Annotated in this window: 18 protein-coding genes; 13 read left to right on the top strand and 5 right to left on the bottom strand. The window is 38.4% G+C overall.

The features are described 5' to 3' along the window. The first annotated feature begins 156 nt into the window (after positions 1-156). Genes ACFYKX_RS15330 through ACFYKX_RS15320 form a run of 3 tightly spaced genes read left to right on the top strand, consistent with a single transcriptional unit; the run spans position 157 to position 2,818 of the window. Positions 157-768, top strand: coding sequence for a class I SAM-dependent methyltransferase (locus ACFYKX_RS15330; RefSeq protein WP_389361936.1), 612 nt, complete (start codon positions 157-159; stop codon positions 766-768). A gap of 14 nt (positions 769-782) precedes the next feature. Next, positions 783-1,454: a response regulator transcription factor gene (locus ACFYKX_RS15325; RefSeq protein ID WP_389361935.1), complete on the top strand. Its 672-nt coding sequence runs from the start codon at positions 783-785 to the stop codon at positions 1,452-1,454. Further along, positions 1,451-2,818 (top strand): sensor histidine kinase, encoded by a 1,368-nt coding sequence (locus tag ACFYKX_RS15320; RefSeq protein ID WP_389361934.1) that lies wholly within the window; start codon positions 1,451-1,453, stop codon positions 2,816-2,818. The genes ACFYKX_RS15325 and ACFYKX_RS15320 overlap by 4 nt, the downstream gene beginning before the upstream one ends. Before the next feature lie 93 nt (positions 2,819-2,911). Here ACFYKX_RS15320 and ACFYKX_RS15315 read toward each other — a convergent pair whose 3' ends face one another. The 3 genes from ACFYKX_RS15315 to ACFYKX_RS15305 form a co-directional block, all read right to left on the bottom strand. Beyond that, positions 2,912-4,564: a M20/M25/M40 family metallo-hydrolase gene (locus ACFYKX_RS15315; protein WP_389361933.1), complete on the bottom strand. Its 1,653-nt coding sequence runs from the start codon at positions 4,562-4,564 to the stop codon at positions 2,912-2,914. Positions 4,565-4,733: 169 nt separating this feature from the next. Next, entirely contained in the window at positions 4,734-4,871 is a 138-nt protein-coding gene (locus ACFYKX_RS15310) for a hypothetical protein (protein ID WP_389361932.1), read from the bottom strand. A gap of 21 nt (positions 4,872-4,892) precedes the next feature. After that, on the bottom strand, positions 4,893-5,057 hold the full coding sequence (locus ACFYKX_RS15305; protein WP_389361931.1) for a Fur-regulated basic protein FbpA: 165 nt from the start codon (positions 5,055-5,057) through the stop codon (positions 4,893-4,895). Between the two features lie 195 nt (positions 5,058-5,252). Between ACFYKX_RS15305 and ACFYKX_RS15300 the strand changes: the two genes are divergently transcribed. Beyond that, on the top strand, positions 5,253-5,579 hold the full coding sequence (locus ACFYKX_RS15300; protein ID WP_389361930.1) for a MerR family transcriptional regulator: 327 nt from the start codon (positions 5,253-5,255) through the stop codon (positions 5,577-5,579). A gap of 8 nt (positions 5,580-5,587) precedes the next feature. Here the strand turns inward: ACFYKX_RS15300 and ACFYKX_RS15295 are convergent, their stop codons facing one another. Further along, positions 5,588-5,926: a YrdB family protein gene (locus ACFYKX_RS15295; RefSeq protein WP_389361929.1), complete on the bottom strand. Its 339-nt coding sequence runs from the start codon at positions 5,924-5,926 to the stop codon at positions 5,588-5,590. A 336-nt stretch (positions 5,927-6,262) separates the two neighbouring features. On the opposite strand from ACFYKX_RS15295, the gene ACFYKX_RS15290 reads away from it, so the two are divergent. From ACFYKX_RS15290 to ACFYKX_RS15280, 3 genes are all read left to right on the top strand, one after another. After that, positions 6,263-7,993, top strand: a complete 1,731-nt coding sequence (locus ACFYKX_RS15290; protein WP_389361928.1) for an ABC transporter ATP-binding protein — start codon at positions 6,263-6,265, stop codon at positions 7,991-7,993. Positions 7,994-8,096: 103 nt separating this feature from the next. Continuing rightward, complete coding sequence (locus tag ACFYKX_RS15285) at positions 8,097-9,797, top strand: ABC transporter ATP-binding protein (protein WP_389361973.1); 1,701 nt, start codon at positions 8,097-8,099, stop codon at positions 9,795-9,797. Between the two features lie 143 nt (positions 9,798-9,940). After that, entirely contained in the window at positions 9,941-10,837 is an 897-nt protein-coding gene (locus ACFYKX_RS15280; RefSeq protein WP_389361927.1) for an NAD(P)/FAD-dependent oxidoreductase, read from the top strand. A gap of 826 nt (positions 10,838-11,663) precedes the next feature. Here the strand turns inward: ACFYKX_RS15280 and ACFYKX_RS15275 are convergent. Further along, positions 11,664-12,389 (bottom strand): class I SAM-dependent methyltransferase, encoded by a 726-nt coding sequence (locus ACFYKX_RS15275; RefSeq protein WP_389361926.1) that lies wholly within the window; start codon positions 12,387-12,389, stop codon positions 11,664-11,666. 434 nt (positions 12,390-12,823) lie between these two features. Between ACFYKX_RS15275 and galU the strand changes: the two genes are divergently transcribed. The 6 genes from galU to ACFYKX_RS15245 all read left to right on the top strand — a co-directional run bounded on the left by galU (position 12,824) and on the right by ACFYKX_RS15245 (position 18,157). After that, positions 12,824-13,711: a UTP--glucose-1-phosphate uridylyltransferase GalU gene (gene galU / locus ACFYKX_RS15270; protein WP_389361925.1), complete on the top strand. Its 888-nt coding sequence runs from the start codon at positions 12,824-12,826 to the stop codon at positions 13,709-13,711. A gap of 107 nt (positions 13,712-13,818) precedes the next feature. Next, positions 13,819-14,292, top strand: a complete 474-nt coding sequence (gene ybaK / locus ACFYKX_RS15265) for a Cys-tRNA(Pro) deacylase (RefSeq protein ID WP_389361924.1) — start codon at positions 13,819-13,821, stop codon at positions 14,290-14,292. 179 nt (positions 14,293-14,471) lie between these two features. After that, positions 14,472-15,572, top strand: coding sequence for a PRK06851 family protein (locus ACFYKX_RS15260; protein WP_389361923.1), 1,101 nt, complete (start codon positions 14,472-14,474; stop codon positions 15,570-15,572). An 86-nt stretch (positions 15,573-15,658) separates the two neighbouring features. After that, positions 15,659-16,198, top strand: coding sequence for a hypothetical protein (locus tag ACFYKX_RS15255; RefSeq protein WP_389361922.1), 540 nt, complete (start codon positions 15,659-15,661; stop codon positions 16,196-16,198). A gap of 345 nt (positions 16,199-16,543) precedes the next feature. After that, positions 16,544-17,347 carry an ABC transporter permease gene (locus tag ACFYKX_RS15250; RefSeq protein WP_389361921.1) on the top strand — a complete coding sequence of 268 codons (804 nt, stop codon included), beginning with the start codon at positions 16,544-16,546 and terminating at the stop codon, positions 17,345-17,347. Positions 17,348-17,350: 3 nt separating this feature from the next. Further along, a complete protein-coding gene (locus ACFYKX_RS15245) occupies positions 17,351-18,157 on the top strand; it encodes an ABC transporter permease (protein ID WP_389361920.1) in 807 nt (268 codons plus the stop codon). Positions 18,158-18,159: the final 2 nt, after the last annotated feature.

Here is an 18,159-nt window from a genome sequence, read left to right as displayed (position 1 = left end):
AATGGTTTAATACAACAAGACGGCAGATATACTTTCTAAATAATTTATGACCTAATAATTGTAAAATTTTATGAAATCATTTACAGATGATACAGGAGAAAAGTGTCGAAAAGTAGAAATTAATTAAAAAATGGTACGGTGAGAGGAGATAGGGTCTTGGAGATCAATCAACAAGTCAAATTATTTGATAAACAGGCGAAAAAATATTCAAAGCGTAAAAAAAAGAATGCTAGCGAGCTAAGAATGCGACAAAAATTATTGCATTCTGCACAAGGTGAAATTTTGGAATTATCAGTAGGTGCAGGGGCTAATTTTCAATTCTATCCTAAAGACGCTAAGGTTACAGCAGTTGACTTTAGTGCATCTATGATTGAACAGGCCAAAGATACAGCTAGGGAACAAAATCTTGATGTTCATTTTATAGTAGGAAATGTTGAAGAAGTAGAGCTTCAAGAAAAGAAATTTGATACGGTCATTTCAACGCTATCAATGTGTTCATATCCGAACCCTGAAAAAGTTCTTCAATTGATGGCTAGCTGGTGTAAAGAGGATGGTCAAATTCTACTGCTGGAACATGGCATTAGTACAAATTCCGTGTATTCCTGGGTGCAAAATAAAGCAGATTCTTTTATTGAGAAAAGAATAGGCTGCCATATTAACAGAGATATATTAAAGATGATGAAAGAATCCCCATTACAGATCGAGAGAATAGAGAGTCTAATGCTAAATTCTATTCATTTAATTTGGGCGAAGCCAAACAAAGGATAAGAGGAAGAGAACATATGCCAAAACTTATAATAGTAGATGATGATTTCAGTATTCGTAGCCTGCTTAGGATGGTATTGGTAAAAGAAGGGTTTGAAGTATTAGAAGCCGGTGATGGCCAAGAGGCATTAGAAGTAATGGAAAAGGTTAAAGTAGATTTAGCTATTATAGATGTAATGATGCCTCGGATCGATGGAATTGAACTGTGTCGAGAAATAAAAGAATTTTATCATATCCCCGTTATTATGGTAACAGCAAAGGGAGAAACGATGGATAAGGTAAAAGGCTTTCAAACAGGTACAGATGACTACATAGTAAAGCCATTTGAACCTATTGAGCTCGTGATGAGAGTAAAGGCTATTATGAAACGATATAACATTGTATCTGCGCAAAAACTAAGTATTGGTGATGTTGATATTGACATGCAGGGCAGACAGGTAAAAGTTAAGGGACATTCTATTGAATTTCCACCTCGTGAGTATGATTTATTCATTAAGCTAGTAAGCAGTGAGAATCAAATCTTTACTAGGGATCAACTCATTGAGGAAATATGGGGTTATGACTTTGAAGGGGATGAGCGAACGATAGATGTTCATATTAAAAGAATTAGGGAGAGAATTAGAGACTCAGAGACTGTAAAAATTGTTACAATCAGAGGCCTAGGGTATAAAGCAGAGGTATTAGCGTGATTAAATCCTTATATGCTCGTACCGTTATTACATTCACCATTGTTGTTATGATTAGTGTGCTAGTAGCTTATGGTATTAATTATTGGATTTTTAAAAAGAGTGTAGAAGAGCAATACCTTGAAGACTTAACAACCTTTTCAGAGGGCATTGTTAAGTTGAAACATACACAAGAACCAGAAGAAGTAGAAACTTTTTTAGAGACAATGGCAAGTCTAAACAATTATCAAATAGACCTCTATTCAGAAAAAGGCCACCTGAAACAGTTTGGTAAACTTCTTTTATGGGAAACTCCTAAAAAGCTAAGTGAAGACGAGATTTTATCTGTCTTTAGTGGAAAGTCATACCGTTATTACGAAACAAATCTTAAGGGATGCCATGCAGTCATAGCTTTTCCTATTACGATTGGAGAGCAAACATTAGTCATGAGCATTCAACTTGATACAGAGGATGAACAGTTATCAACTTATCAAATCTATGTAATACTAGCTTCTGTATTAATCATTGGATGTATGTTAATTGCCGTTGTTTCACACTATTTAGTAAATCCACTCCAAAAGATCACTGGCGCGACAAAATTACTGGCAGAAGGAAAGTATGATGTACATCTAGATATTAAAAGAAAAGATGAAATTGGTACTCTAGCAAGAAGTTTTGATGACATGGCAGTTGAAATGGGAAAGATTGAAAAAATGAGACAAGAGTTTGTTTCAAATGTGTCCCATGAAATTCAATCTCCGTTAACCTCTATAAAGGGCTTTTCTAAACTCCTATTAGAAGACAACATGTCAGAGGAAGAAAAAAAGAAATGTCTTGAATTTATTTATTCGGAAAGTAACCGGTTGTCAAAGCTTGGAGATAACTTATTAAAACTTGCTTCTTTAGATTCAGAAAAACATCCTTTCGAACCAACATCTTACTCGTTAGATGAACAATTGCGCAGAATCGTCATCATGCTTGAACCACAGTGGAGTGAAAAACAAATCTTATTCAACTTAGATTTACCAAAAACAACTATTGAAGCGGATGGGGACCTATTAGCCCAAGTCTGGATTAATCTCATTACGAACGCTATTAAGTTTTCACCCTCAAAAGGGAAAATTAGCATTCTTATAAAGCAGGAAAATGAAGTGGTTAATGTTTTTGTAAGGGATAACGGGATAGGAATACCAGAAGACCATTTACCTTATATTTTTCAACGGTTTTATAAGGCGGATCATTCAAGAGACCGTAAGCAGAAAGGGAACGGTCTAGGTCTTTCTATTGCCAAGAAAATAGTTGAATTGCATAAAGGGGAAATTTCAATTGCAAGTAAGGTAGGGGAAGGTACTACCTTTGAAGTATCAATTCCTGTCACTCAAGAATAAGGTGTCCAAGGAGCCCATGAGAGAAAACGGAAAAGTTGAAATAGAAAAAGGGCAGGCCCAACAAAAGAGTGGACCTGCCTTTATAATAAAAAGTTATTTTGAAATAAGTTCTCTAATTACTTCATTTGTTAAATTTGGAACCACCTCAAGAGAATAAGTCATTTCCATTCTCTCAAGCTTCTTATGAGCATCAATTCCGTATGGCCCGATATTAATGACAGGCACATTGATATCCCGAATGTCACTATATTCTACGAAGTGTTTAGTACCCCAACCTGGATTATTATCCGAAACTGCTCTTATTCCTTCCTCATCATCACTCAGAGCGACAAAGCTCATGTCTGAGATATATGGGAAAAAGTTTCTCGTTACAATCGGGTATTGATAAGTTGGCTGAATAGCTTTGACAGCAGTCTCTACTGCATCAATCAAGTTTTGTTCAACTTCCGACTTCCCTGATAACTCGATCCTTGGTGAATATAGCGAAGAATAGAATAAAATAATCGCTGGGCTTTTATCTTTCATCCATTTCCAAGCCTCTTCAACGACTCTTGCTGCGAACATCCTTGTATCTAGTGATGTATCTAATAATAGTTCTGCCTTAAAAGCATCCATATGACTAGAGTATTTAGCACCGTTTTCACTAATCAGCAGCTCTTCAAATTCTTCAAAGGTGTAGACTCTAGATGACCATTCGGTTGGCATAAAACGCTCACCGCTAATTTCACAAAATGCTTTATATCGGTCATAAAAAGTAGCTAGAGCATTCTCGAAAGCTATCGTCGCTTGTTCCTTTAGTTTTACTAGTACGTCCTTTGGCGACCAAGAATGAATGAAAAAATTATAATAGACATAAGCGGATAGTGCTGTCTGGACGGTATAAGAAGGTTTTAAATCGGTTTGTTTTAACGAAACCGGTGGAACGGTTGTTTCTCCGTATGCTTCATTACATAGCTCAGGGCTGTAGTTTATTTGCTTCGTTAACTCCGCGGCAATAAAGTTAGGATCTAACCCCTCAAAACATGAGCCGACATGTGTTTCTGCACCTGTGATAAAGAAGGATGGAAGAAGCTTTCCAACTGTTCCTTTATAAATGTAACGATTTTCATCCCCCTCATATCTTGGAGACACGAAATCCGCATTAATCGCTGCCACATAGTCAAACTGATGCTCTTCTTTCCACCTTTTAAGCGTTTTTAAAGCTGATAGAACTCCATGTGATCCATCTTCTTCATCACATTCAGCTAAGAAGACCAGATTTCCATCCAATTGATCTGGATTTTCGGAATAATATTTTAGTAGGTATAGATGACTTGCTAGACCACTTTTCATATCTAGCACACCTCTACCAAATAACCATTCACCAGAATCTAAATGGTCTCTAGCTGTTGAAGGAAGCTCCTCATCTCGCAAAGCTCTCATAAGCTCATCTGGTGTGCACGCAAATTCTTTTAACTGGTTAAAATCATCAATTCCAACCGTGTCCATATGCCCCATTAGGATGACAGTCCTGTTACTGTTGCCTTTTGTCCCTTTTACAAATGAAAGAACATTATATCTTTCTAGATCATCATGATTCGTTTGTTCGATTGTGGCGTGTGTTGGGTTTTCTAGAAAATATGGAAAAGAAGTTAGTAGTGTATATAAAGAATGGGCAATGACTTTTTCTCCATCTGTGTTAACAATACTTTCAATATTGACAAGTTGTTTTGTAAAAGCTAAAACTTCCTCACGGCATGACAGCATTCTATATATCTCCAATTCAAGTAAATTTGTATAACGCAAATGTATATGATGGAATTTAAGTGCGTCAAGTGTTAAAAAATCACTATTACTAAAAAGTTTTATCCGTGAGGAGAAGATAGATAAAAAAATTGCCCTCTATTGGAGCTATCGTTTGGTTATTAAATAATAACTAGCTATTCTGAGCCATTCTTAATAGCTCATGAGCTTGATCTCCTGCTAAAATCGCAAGATCCTCCCAAACTTCATCTCGTAATAGGTCAAGTTCAATTAGCTTTTTAGCGAGTTCAAATGCATCTTTATTATTCATTGTAGCGTCCCCCAGATTCCTTTAATAATATTGGCTTATCTTTAGATTAACCTTTAACTTTCGATATTCATGTACTAATTCAGATAATGTTAGTTCTTTCTCTGTTTGGCTCAACACACCAGCCTTAGATAACTCATTTAAATAAAACTGTTTTCTCTTTTCAACAGCCTCTCTTAATAATGACATCCAATCACCTTCTTAACGTGAATTTTTACTTATTTTAATCAATACATAATTGGAAATCACGTTTTTTGTTAGAAAAGCTAACATGGTTTTTACATTGTTGTTAGATTTTCTGACACAAAGGTAAAAATCTTCTTAGAAAAGGTGTATAATTCTAACAAAAGTAAAAGGAATTATCACTAGATGGGGGAGAGTAGTTTGAAAGATGAACCTTCATATAAGAACAGAAAAGTGATTACAATTGGTGTTGTAAGTGAATTAACAGGACTAACGGAAAGACAAATTCGTTATTATGAAGAAAGAAAGCTTATTTTCCCAGAGAGATTAGCACGCGGAAATCGTAAGTACTCATTTTCAGATGTAGAAAAGTTAATTGAAATTGCAAATAAAAGGGAGGAGGGAGTTCGAACGTACGAGATTAGACAGGAGATGATTAAAGAAACAAAAAAAGAAAATGATAAAAAGGCACGTAATAAAATGTTACGTGGGCAGATTAATGCAAGGTTTGGAATTCAAAAGGACTAAGGATCATCCTACTGACCCCATGCATACATGAATAATTTGTTTATGATAATGACAAATCCAAATACGAAGGCAAGGACTGAATGCCCAGAGAACCAAAGAGCTAAAACAGCAGAACCTAATAGGATGAATTCCAACAATAGACGTATCATTCCCTCAAGAGGATATGGTGCAGCTGGAGATCCAAATGTTCCCCAAATAACAGCTGCCAAAAGAGGTATCCCAATTCCTAAAACTAGTTTTACTGCAAGTCCTTTTTCAATTTGAAATCCCCAGTAACCGAGAGCAAGTAACGCAGAGATTTCTGTTAAGAAGCGCACAGCAAGATTCCCTGTTTTTAGAATGTCCATACTTATCCCTCCTCTGTTGTTCTATAAATCCATTATACTAGAAATTTCCACCTGTCTATCATAGCGGTTGCTATGGTCGGGTGGAATTTTTCAGTTCACATCTTAATTGTCACTCTCATCCAACTCATTTAGCTGGTTACTACCTTTGACCATCTTGGACAGACACCAAATTCCACCTTTAATTTATTTTAAGAGCTCAAAAAAAATAGTTTCCAACAAATAGATTGAAAATTTGGTAAAGTGAATCATTTTGTTTTAAAATATTAACATAGTATATATTAAGGGTTCCTAAATTTTTTATTTAACGACAGCATGGTGTCATACGGGGGATAGGATATGCGAAAGTTATTTAGGTATGTGAATGCATACAAATTTGCGATGTGGATGGCGCTCATTTTAACAGGGCTAGAGTTACTCATTGAGCTGTTTCAGCCCATTATTATGGCCATTATTATTGACGAAGGGATTGTAAAAGGAAATCTCTCGGTTGTATATGGATGGGGAGGATTATTGCTTGGAATTTCCTTTCTTGCCTTTGTAGCAGGGATTGTAAATACGTTTTATTCGGCTAAGGTGAGCCAAGGTGTAGGCTATGATATCAGGGGAGATTTATTTCGGAAAATCCAGGAGTTTTCCTTTAAAAACTTCCAATCATTCCCGACATCATCATTAATTACAAGATTAACCAATGATGTGTCACAGCTACAAAACTTTGTTTTTATGGCCCTAAGAATCGCATTACGGGCACCATTATTTATTCTTGGTGGAATCATCATGTCATTCATGGTGAATGTTAAATTAGCCACGATCTTGTTAATTGCAGTACCTCTGCTATTAATTATCATCCTCTGGTTACTAAAAAAAGGGGTTTTATTATTCCAAAGTGTTCAAAAGAAATTAGACTCCGTTAACCGAGTAATTAGAGAGAATTTAATGGGAATGCGACTAATTAAGGCTTATTCACGCGGTGAATTTGAAGAAAATCGTTTCTTAAATGTGAATACATCTTTAATGAGTGATAACAAGAAAGCTTTACGCATTATGGAGCTTACCATGCCAATTTTGCTGTTCGGGATGAATGTCAGCATCGTGATTATTATATGGTATGGATCCATTGAGTTAAACATGGGTGGAGCACAAGCAGGGGAAATTGTGGCGGTTATTAATTATGCTACAAAAATTATGTTTGCTTTCACCGTGTTCTCTTTCTTAATGATGAACTATTCCCGAGCGAAAGCATCCTCTACTAGGATTTCGGGCGTATTAGAAGAAGAGACTGACTTCACGCTTGAAGAACAACTTTCTCAAGATAAATTGATAAAAGGTGGAATTGAGTTTAATCAAGTAAGTTTCCAATATCCATCATCGGAAAAACCTGTTTTACATAATCTTTCTTTTAAGGTTCATGCTGGAGAAACAATCGGAATATTAGGGGAAACGGGTTCAGGGAAATCTTCTATTTTTCAGCTTATTCCAAGGCTGTATGAGGCTACTAGTGGAGACATTTATATTGACCGCGAGGATATAGATACCATTAAGATTCAGGATCTGCGCAAGCAAATAGGCTTAGTTCCTCAGGAGGCTCACTTATTTTCCGGAAGCGTAAAAGAGAATATCGGTTGGGGTAAAGAAGATGCAACCGATGATGAAATTATTCAAGCAGCGAAGGAAGCAGAAATTCATGATTTTATCATGACCCTTCCTAATCAATATGAAACACCTATTGGCCAACGTGGGGTGAATCTTTCAGGGGGGCAAAAACAACGTCTATCGATTGCAAGAGCTCTTGTAAGAAAGCCAAGTATCTTAATGCTAGACGATAGTACAAGTGCGTTAGATGCCCAAACGGAAGCGAGTATTTTAGAAACATTAAAGAAACAAAAATGTACGACGTTGATTATTGCTCAAAAAATCAGCTCTGTAAAAGAAGCCGATCGTATTCTCCTTTTACATGAGGGAAGATTAGTCGCTAATGGGAATCATCAAACATTAATAAAAGAAAGCGATTATTATAAGGAGATTTATTATTCTCAGTCAGAACAGGAGGCAGGACATAGTGTCAAATAAATCGAAACCATCAAATAAAAAATCCAATGTCCTGAATCAGCCAAAAGGGAAGAGAATAAAGGCAAAGAACATTAAAGGAACCCTTTATCGTGTTTGGCAGTACATGACTGAAGAAAAGTTGTTGTTCTCTTTTGTACTAATCATGGTATTCGTTAGTTCAGCTTTATCACTCCTTGGGCCGTACTTAATGGGGGTAGCCGTTGACCGACTGATTGCTGGGTGGGACACTTCGGAATTATTAACGATGCTAGTATGGTTAACACTCATCTTTTTTCTTCAATCTGGAGCTGTATTCTTTCAGAACTACTGGATGATTGGGATTGCCCAAAATGTTGTTTTTTCAATGAGAAATCAATTGTTCTCACATCTACAAAAGCTGCCTGTCTCCTTCTTTCAAAAGCGTCAACACGGCGAGTTAATGAGCCGATTAACGAATGATATGGAGAATGTGAGTAGAACATTAAACTCTGCTGTGATTCAAGTAGTAACGAGTACGTTAACCGTTCTAGGGACTATTGTCGTGATGTTCTGGTTAAGTCCCATATTGACATTGCTGACGTTAACCATTGTTCCGGCGATGTTTGGGGGAATGAAATGGATTACGAACCGAACAGGTGTCTACTTTAAGGAACAGCAAAAAACGTTGGGAGATATGAACGGATATATTGAAGAAACCTTATCCGGTCAGAAAATCGTAAAAATGTTTTCTCAGGAAGACCGTGTCATTCACGAATTTGAGCAGAAAAATGAAGCCCTTCGGAACTCTAGTTACTGGGCTCAAACGTATTCTGGGTTTATTCCAAAACTGATGAACATGCTGAACAATGTGAGCTTTGCCATCATTGTAGGAATCGGAGGCATTTTAGCCCTTAAAGGAAGTATCTCCATTGGAGTGATTGTTACATTCACAACGTATTCTAGGCAGTTTACTCGTCCACTTAATGACCTGGCAAACCAGTTTAACATGATTTTATCTGCAGTAGCCGGAGCAGAGCGAGTGTTTCAAATCATGGATGAAAAAGAAGAGAAAAGTGATGAATCAGCGGCAAGAGAGATTGAAGAGATTAAAGGAGATATTCGGTTTGATTCTGTATCGTTCTCCTATGAGAAGGATGTTGCAACGTTAAACAATGTGAGTTTCCATGCTTCTCCTGGAATGACCGTTGCATTAGTGGGTCCAACGGGTGCTGGTAAAACCACGATCATATCGTTGCTATCTAGATTTTACGAAGTGCAAGCTGGCCATATTTATATCGATGGCCAAGACATAAAAAGTATAACAAGGGACAGCCTGCGAAATAAAATGGCTTTTGTTTTACAGGATTCAGTCATCTTTCAAACAACGGTAAAGGAAAATATCCGTTACGGGAAATTGGATGCCTCAGATGAAGAAGTGTTAGAGGCAGCAAAAGCGGCTAACGCACATGATTTTATTATGAAGCTCCCAAAAGGATATGACACAGTATTGGATGCAGAAGGTAGTGGAATTAGTCATGGTCAACGCCAATTATTATCCATTGCACGGGCGATGCTCGCTGACCCTTCACTGCTCATTTTGGATGAAGCGACAAGTAGCATCGATACCATAACAGAAATGAAAATTAATGAAGCGCTAACGAAGTTAATGAGTGGAAGAACTTCATTTGTCATTGCTCACAGGTTAAACACCATTCAAAATGCAGACAAAATTATTGTATTAAAACATGGTGAGATTATTGAGCAAGGATCAAATCGAGAGTTACTAGAAGCTGGCGGATTTTATGCAGAACTAGTCAAAACGCAGCGTCAAAAAGGGATAGGGTAGAACGAAGGTTATGACCATTAATCAAATTCAGATACGATAATCTAAAAAGCTCTTTTTCAGGCTCATGAAAAAGGGCTTTTTATTTAGAAATTAAAGGGCAGAATATATAGCAATCAATCCTAAAGAAAGGAGAGTCAATCGATATGATATATGACTGCATCATTATTGGGGGCGGAATTGCAGGACTACAAGCGGCCATTCAACTCGGAAGGTATATGCATGATGTTCTAGTAATTGATTCAGGAGACGGCCGTTCTTCTATCTGTAAAAGCTATCACAACATCCTAGGATATCCTGATGGAGTAAGTGGAGAACATTTAAGGGAAGTTGGTCGGAAACAAGCTGAACAATTAGGGGTACGTTTTATCATTGAAAAGGCCGAAAAGGTAGAGAAGGAGGACCAAACATTTAATATAACTGCTCATAACGGCCTCTCCTATAAAGGAAAGAGGCTGTTAATTGCAACAGGAGTGATGGACCGATTACCTGAGATTCCCACCATGTATCCTTGCTTAGGGAAAAGTATTTATGTTTGTCCTGACTGTGACGGGTATGAAATAAAGGATCATAAAACCGTCATTTTAGGCTCTGGCAATGTTGGTGCGAATATGGCACTAACACTCTCTTATTGGACAAAGGAGCTTATTTATATTAACCATGAACAGGAACAAGTTAAACAAGAGCTTTTAGAAAAACTGGAGAAAAAGAACATTGAATATATAAACCAGTCCATTAAAGAAATCCAACAACGTGATGGACAGTTACAAGCAATCACTCTTGCGGATGACACGAGAATACCATCTAATCATGGGTTCGTTGCGTTTGGAAAAAATAAAGTTGAGTCATCCCTGGCAAAGCAACTAGGGGTTGAACTTCTAGAGAATAAACACATCGTTGTGAATCCAAGGACAAAGGAGACCAACATTAAACACGTGTGGGCTGCTGGGGATGTAATTGCTCATTCTGAACAGGTAACGATTGCGATGGGCGATGGCTCACAGGCAGCTATTTGGATTCATAAATCGTTGCTGAATGGATAAACATTTCTTGGAGGGATGGAGATGAACTATCCGCGAAAGTAGGTAGATAGCAAGAATCGCGGTAGGAAAGGGTGTGAATCGAGCCGCGACATTAGGAAAAAGCGAGAGCCGCGGTAGGAAAGGGTATGAATCGAGCCGCGACATTAGGAAAAAGGCGAGAGTCGCGGTAGGAAAGAGTATGAATCGAGCCGCGACAGCGGGGAAAAGGCAAGAATCGCGGCAGGAAAGGGTATGAATCGAGCCGCACAGCACGGAAAAGGCGAGATTCGCGGTAGGAAAGGGTGTGAATCGAGCCGCGACATCGGGAAAAAGGCAAGAGTCGCGGTAGGAAAGGGTGTGAATCGAGCCGCGACATCGGGAAAAAGGCAAGAGTCGCGGTAGGAAAGGGTGTGAATCGAGCCGCGACAGCAGGGAAAAGGCAAGAGTCGCGGTAGGAAAGGGTATGAATCGAGCCGCGACAGCAGGAAATAGGCGAGATTCGCGGTAGGAAAAGGTGTGAATCGAGCCGCGACAGCAGGGAAAAGGCAAGAATCGCGGTAGGAAAGGGTATGAATCGAGCCGCGACAGCAGGGAAAAGGCGAGATTCGCGGTAGGAAAGGGTGTGAATCGAGCCGCGACAGCAGGGAAAAGGCAAGAATCGCGGCAGGAAAGGGTATGAATCGAGCCGCGACAGCAGGGAAAAGGCAAGAATCGCGGTAGGAAAGGGTGTGAATTGAGCCGCGACAGAAGGGAAAAGGCAAGAATCGCGGTAGGAAAGGGTATGAATCGAGCCGCGACAGCAGGGAAAAGGCAAGAATCGCGGCAGGAAAAGGTGTGATTGTTCTTTTTATTTTACGGACCGAATAACCCGATAGCCTAACTTTTGTCCATAAAGGGCAATGATACTCCCATGTTCAAACATCACTTCTTCATACTGTGGGTGTGGTGGAACGGGCTCCATCATATTCGGAGCATCCGATTGTGGGCTGTTCTTCATCATTTCTTCAAATACCGTACTACCATCGAGTACATTCGGCGCTTTAAATCCGGCATCCCTTAATGCTTGTAACCATTGTTGCTCCGTTAAAATGTTGCTTATGCCATACACACTCATAATCGTTTCTTTGTCCTTTTGATTAAAAATGACTTCTGCTGTCATTTCGGAATCAACTAAACAGCCTCCTGGCTTTAAGACACGATAAAATTCTTTAAGGGATCTAGGGATGTTCGTGAAGGCTGTAACGGATTCAACCAGAATGATATCAAATGTGTGATTCTGAAAAGGAAGTTGTTCTATGCTTCCTTGCACTAAATGGACGGGTACCCCTTCCTTCTTAAATCGCTCTTTTGCTTTTCTGATCATAAGCGGATGATGGTCTAATGCGGTCACAGAGCATGAATAAGTTTTTGCTATATAGGCAGCTGTTTGACCTGTCCCACATCCGGCATCTAGTATTTTTGTGTTTTTTGTAATCTTTTCGTTTTGTAGAAGTTTCTTTGTTAATGATAATCCTCCGGGATGTGCCCCGCTAATTCCATAGTAGGCTAAAGCATCTTGATAAGTAACCTTCATAACTTCTCTCCTCATCATGTCTATTAAAAGTACTACTATCATATGGAAAATGGATTTTAAGGAGACTGTACCACTAAAAATCCAGCATTTATCCTAGCAACCCCTCAACTTTACAAAGTTTTAGTAGTAGCTTCATATTTCCTTATCTGTGAACTCATATAATTTAGAAGAGATTTTCTTAACATCAAAGAAAATTCCCATACATAAACTTTTGATAAAGCTGTTTTCGCATACATTGTTGCTACTCGCATATGGTCTCCAACACAGATTCTATGCTGCTTTGTGGCATCTTTTCTTCCCAAAATAAAGAAAACAGCACCATAATCCGTTTAAAAGCAGTTTAAAGTAATTAAATAACAACAAAGATTTACGAAAAGAGCCTTTGATAACAAAGGGATTTGAAGGTGTTTACTACTATTCTCGGGGGTGTAGGGGTGAGTATAAGAAAGGCGATTATACCGGCAGCAGGCTTAGGAACTCGCTTTTTACCAGCAACTAAGGCACAACCAAAGGAAATGTTACCGATAGTAGATAAGCCCACGATTCAATACATCGTGGAGGAAGCTGTGCAAGCAGGAATTGAAGATATCATTATCATTAGTGGGCGTGGAAAAAGAGCGATTGAAGACCATTTTGATAAATCCTATGAATTAGAGGAAACGTTAGCTAAAAAGGGAAAATTGGATATGCTAGGTAAAATTGAACCAATCTCGAATTTAGCAAACATTCATTATATAAGGCAGAAGGAGCCAAAAGGCTTAGGGGATGCCATTTATTGTGCACGTAGTTTTATAGGGAACGAGCCTTTTGCAGTCATGCTAGGGGACGACATCGTTCGCTCGAAAACTCCATGTATGGCCCAATTAATAAATGTTTACGCACAATACGAATGTTCCGTTCTTGGAGTGCAGTCGGTTGAAACGGAGCATGTTTCTAAATATGGTATCATTGATCCACTTATGGTGATTTCGGATAACACCTTTCAATTAAAGGGTATTGTAGAAAAGCCTGATATAGAATCCGCCCCTTCCAACTATGCTGTTTTGGGTCGATATATCCTCGAACCGAAGATTTTTGACATATTGGAATCACTCCCAGCGGGTACGGGGAATGAAATACAATTAACGGATGCAATCGGTCGACTGATTCCAAATAGACCTGTACTTTCATACATTTTTGAAGGAAAGCGATATGATGTAGGGGATAAGCTTGGCTTTATTAAGGCCACCATCGAACTAGGCCTTGAGCGAGGAGATTTAAAGGAGAATTTGTTGTCCTACTTAAAAGATGTGATTCGTTTAGAGGAAGGAATTAAATTATAGTGTTACTTGAATCAGGCCTGTTCTTTACTATTTCCAAAGGGTACCTCTCTTTATCTTTATAGAAGGTTTTTGCTATGATGTAGAAAAATAGCTGAGAGGTTAGTTGGATGGGAAAACAAAAAACAAACGCTATGAGAATATTAGATTCTAAAAAAGTTCAATATGAGGTACTCACGTATGATAGTGAGGACGGTAAAATTGATGGTGTTTCAGTAGCCAGCAAAGTGAATAAAGATCCAAAATTAGTCTACAAAACACTTGTTGCACAAGGAAATAGTAAAAATCTATATGTCTTTGTCGTTCCAGTAGAGAAAGAGCTTGATTTGAAGAAAGCAGCAAAAGCAGCCGGAGAAAAAAAGGTGGAAATGATTCCGGTTAAAGATATTTTAAAATGGACCGGCTATATACGTGGTGGTTGTTCACCTATTGGAATGAAGAAGATATATCCAACCTTTATAGATCAAGAAGCAGATCAATTAGATCAATTGGTTGTTAGTGGTGGAAAAATAGGTGTCCAAGTTGAGTTAACGGTCGAAGATTTAAAGAGTATTACAAATGCTATGATGGCAGAAATTAGTTAAGAGAATAAACTATAGGTCCCATGGATGAATCCTGGGGCTTTTTATTGTCCTTTTTAACCCTTAGAAAAAAGAAATCCTACATCCTTATCCCCTTGTAGGCATTCACCTAATGGAGGGTTTTTGCATAGAGTAAATGGAAACTGCAATCCCGTAATTTATGAAAAGAAGGATGTGTTAGTGTGGCTGGGAAAATTAGAAATTATTTTGCAGGAGGAAATACTGCAAGAGGTTTTTACAGCTTATATGAATCTTGTTTAAGTGATTTAAATCGACTATATATTTTAAAGGGTGGACCAGGTACAGGGAAATCTTCACTAATGAAAGAAATAGGGAAGTATTGGGTAGATAAAGGGTATGACATAGAGTATTTACATTGTTCCTCTGATAATGATTCCATAGATGGCGTTAAGATTCTAGAGTTAAAGGTTGGAATTGTGGACGGAACTGCTCCTCACATAATTGAACCTAAAGCTCCCGGCGCTGTGGAAGAGTATATTAATCTTGGGGAAGCTTGGGACTCTCAAAAGCTCACCTCACAAAAGGATATTATTATTAAGCTATCCAACGAAATAAGTGAAGCTTTTAATACAGCTTATCGTACATTTGGGGAAGCACTGAAAATTCATGATGACTGGGAAAAGATTTATATTGAGAGCATGGATTTTGAAAAAGCGAATGAATTGACGAAGAAGCTCATTCGTAAGTTTTTTGGCAGAATGTCCTTAAATAAGCCAGCTGATGTAAAACATCGTTTTCTTGGAGCCGCAACCCCAAAGGGTGCAGTCGATTTTGTACCTAATCTAACCGAAGATGTTTCAAAACGCTACTTTATTAAAGGTAGACCAGGATCAGGGAAATCTACGATGTTAAAAAAGCTAGCATCAGAGGCTGAGAGCAGAGGCTTTGATGTAGAGGTTTATCATTGTGGTTTTGATCCACACAGTCTTGATATGGTCATCGTTCGTGAACTAGGAATAGCCATTTTTGACAGCACTGCTCCCCATGAGTATTTCCCAAGTCGCGACGGAGATGAAATTATCGATATGTATGGAACGATTATCGCTGCGGGTACTGATGAAATTTTTGCAGAGAAAATAGAAATCTATTCTAAGCAGTATAAAGACAAAATGAAAGAAGCCATCTCCTATTTAGCTAAGGCAAAATCGCTTCATGATGAATTAGAAGAAATTTATATTCAAGCCATGGATTTTAATGTAGTCAACCAATTTAAAGATAAAATCCAAGGAGAAATTCACGCATTAGTAAAGGTAAAAGCGTAAACAAGTGTTCTATAGCATTTAGGCAAATGCACCCTTTTAGGCGGATTGCATACATTAAAATGAAAAAATAGAAAGGGGTATGGACCTTGAACTTTTACAATCAAAATCCTTATGATGACTATCGCCAACAGGTAGGGACTCCAGGAACTGCACCTGGATTTACAGGTACGCAACAATTCGGAGGAGGATTTCCAGGGACTCAATTTGGGGGATTCCCTGGAAACCAATTTGGAGGTTTTCCTGGGGGATTCGGTGGGTTCCCAGGAGGACAGTTTGGAGGGTTTCCTTTTCCAGGATTCCCTGGTACACAACAACCAGGTGATTTTCCACCATCTGCACCACCTTTTGGAGGCGGGGATGCTGGAGCGCCAACCACTCCACCTCCATCGTTCACTCCACAATTAACGCAACAAGATGTTAGCACTTTTGCAGTTGACCCTGGTGGAATTAGAGGTTGTTTATACCGTTTCACTTACATCTGGTTAACTAATGGAAGAAGCTTCTGGTTCTATCCAACGTTTGTTGGAAGGAATTCTATTGCGGGGTATCGTTGGAGAAGATTTAGATGGGAGTATTACGGAACAGATTTAAGAAGAATTAGCTCTTTCCGTTGTGGTGGTTTCTAGGAATGCCATTCCATTAGAAGTACAAGGGTATCGTATGGTACCCTTTTTATTTTTGTTTAAGAATAAGAAATACTAGCCTAGCCTGAGTATAAATCTAAGTTAGTTATACACGTCCAGCTCCAGCGCCCAGCGCCTAGTAAACTTCCCCCCTCCTCCTTACGATAAGTCAACAACGAATCGCTAACGCTCTTCGTGTTTCCTTTATCTCATACGGAGGGAGTCCAGTTTATACGTCGCTAAACGGGCGCTTTCGCTTTTGTTGTAAATTGGAATACTAACCCAATTTTAATTATGATAAAATATTTAAATAGTCTAAAAATTATATAGAGTGAATGGAGGTGGCGTATGGCTTCATACAAAATGTACTGGACTTTTACAAAAAAAGCTTTTCTTCGGTCCGCCGTCTACCGATTTGATGTATGGTCCAGAATGAGCTCGAATTTAATTTTCTTATTAATGTGGGGTTCGATATGGACAGCCTTGTATGCAGGACGAGAGGAAGCAGGAGGGGTAAGCTTCGAATCTATGCTTACATATATTGTTATTAGCCAGTTCTTATCTGGTGTCAACGGCGCTGGGACACCTCTATGGGAAATTCAAGAGAAGGTGCGTACTGGCGATATTGCGTTGGAATTAATGAGACCTTTTGATGTGCCGATGCGCTACTTATTTGCGGACTTCGGTAGTGTTGCTTTTTATATTGCTACTGCACTGTTACCGGTCTACGTACTTGTATTTCTTTTTATGGATTTAACATTGCCGACTAGTTGGATTACCTGGGTTTATTTTATTATAGCAGCTTTTTTAGGATTTCTTATTCGTTATTGTATTGAGATGACTTTTGGGCTTCTCTCCTTTTTCCTATTTGAGACTGGCGGGGTTGAAGATATCTTCTATTTTGCAATGTCTTTACTATCGGGGTCCGTGATTCCAATTTGGTTCTTTCCTGGCTGGTTAGAGTCAATATCACTATATTTACCTTTTCAAGGAATTTACTTCATACCAAATGCCATTTTTATTGGGGAAATCTCAGGCAACTCCATACTTCTATCCTTACTAACTCAGCTATTTTGGTTAGTCGTATGTTTCATCCTATTACGTGTAGTATGGAATCGGGCTTCTCATAAAGTGGTTGTCCAGGGAGGGTAAACATTGATTATTGGAAAATACATAGATTTATATTTTAAGCTAGTGTCTGCAGGAGTTAGAGCCCAGCTACAATATCGGTTTGCCTTCATTATGAGAATCATAGGAATGATTACCGCTTATACAGGTACGGCTGTCACCATGTGGGTGATGCTTTACCAGTTTCAACAACTAGGTGGTTGGAACTTTCATGAAATGTTATTTTTATATGCTATTGCTATCCTTTCATGGGGATTTTGTATTATCTTATTTTTCCATTTTAGAAGTTTAGATACGTATATTTTAAATGGCACCTTTGACCGATTCTTAGTAAGACCGATCAACCCATTTTTTCATTTCATGGCGATGAAATTTGATGTGGCATCCTTTGGGCAATTCATCTTCAGTATCTTCATTTTTATTTGGGTCAGCTTTGAATTAAACATTGAATGGAATCTAGCAAAGTTTGCGTTCCTCTTTGCTTCCGTTTTAGGTGGAGTATTAATTCAAGGTGGACTCTTGGTTATGATTTCTGCCATTGCTTTCTGGACGACTAAATCTGAGCAGTTTTATTGGGTTATCATGTTCCCGGCTAGGAACTTAACAAATTACCCATTGGTTGTCTACCCAAAAGTTATTCAATGGTTTACTGCTTTTGTTATCCCTTTTGGGTTTGTTAACTATTTTCCGGCAACGGTTATATTAGAAAAAGAAACTCCGTTTTTCCCTGATTATATTGGCTACTTTTCACCACTTGTCGGGATTTTATTTTTCCTGCTATCCTACTTGATTTGGATGTTTGGATTAAGCAGATATAAGAGCACAGGTTCATAACC

This window comes from Cytobacillus spartinae, assembly GCF_042865285.1.
Classification (GTDB): Bacteria; Bacillota; Bacilli; order Bacillales; family Cytobacillaceae; genus Robertmurraya_A; species Robertmurraya_A spartinae.
The sequence above is the reverse complement of the archived record's forward strand: the minus strand, read 5'-3'. Positions and strand labels throughout refer to the sequence as shown.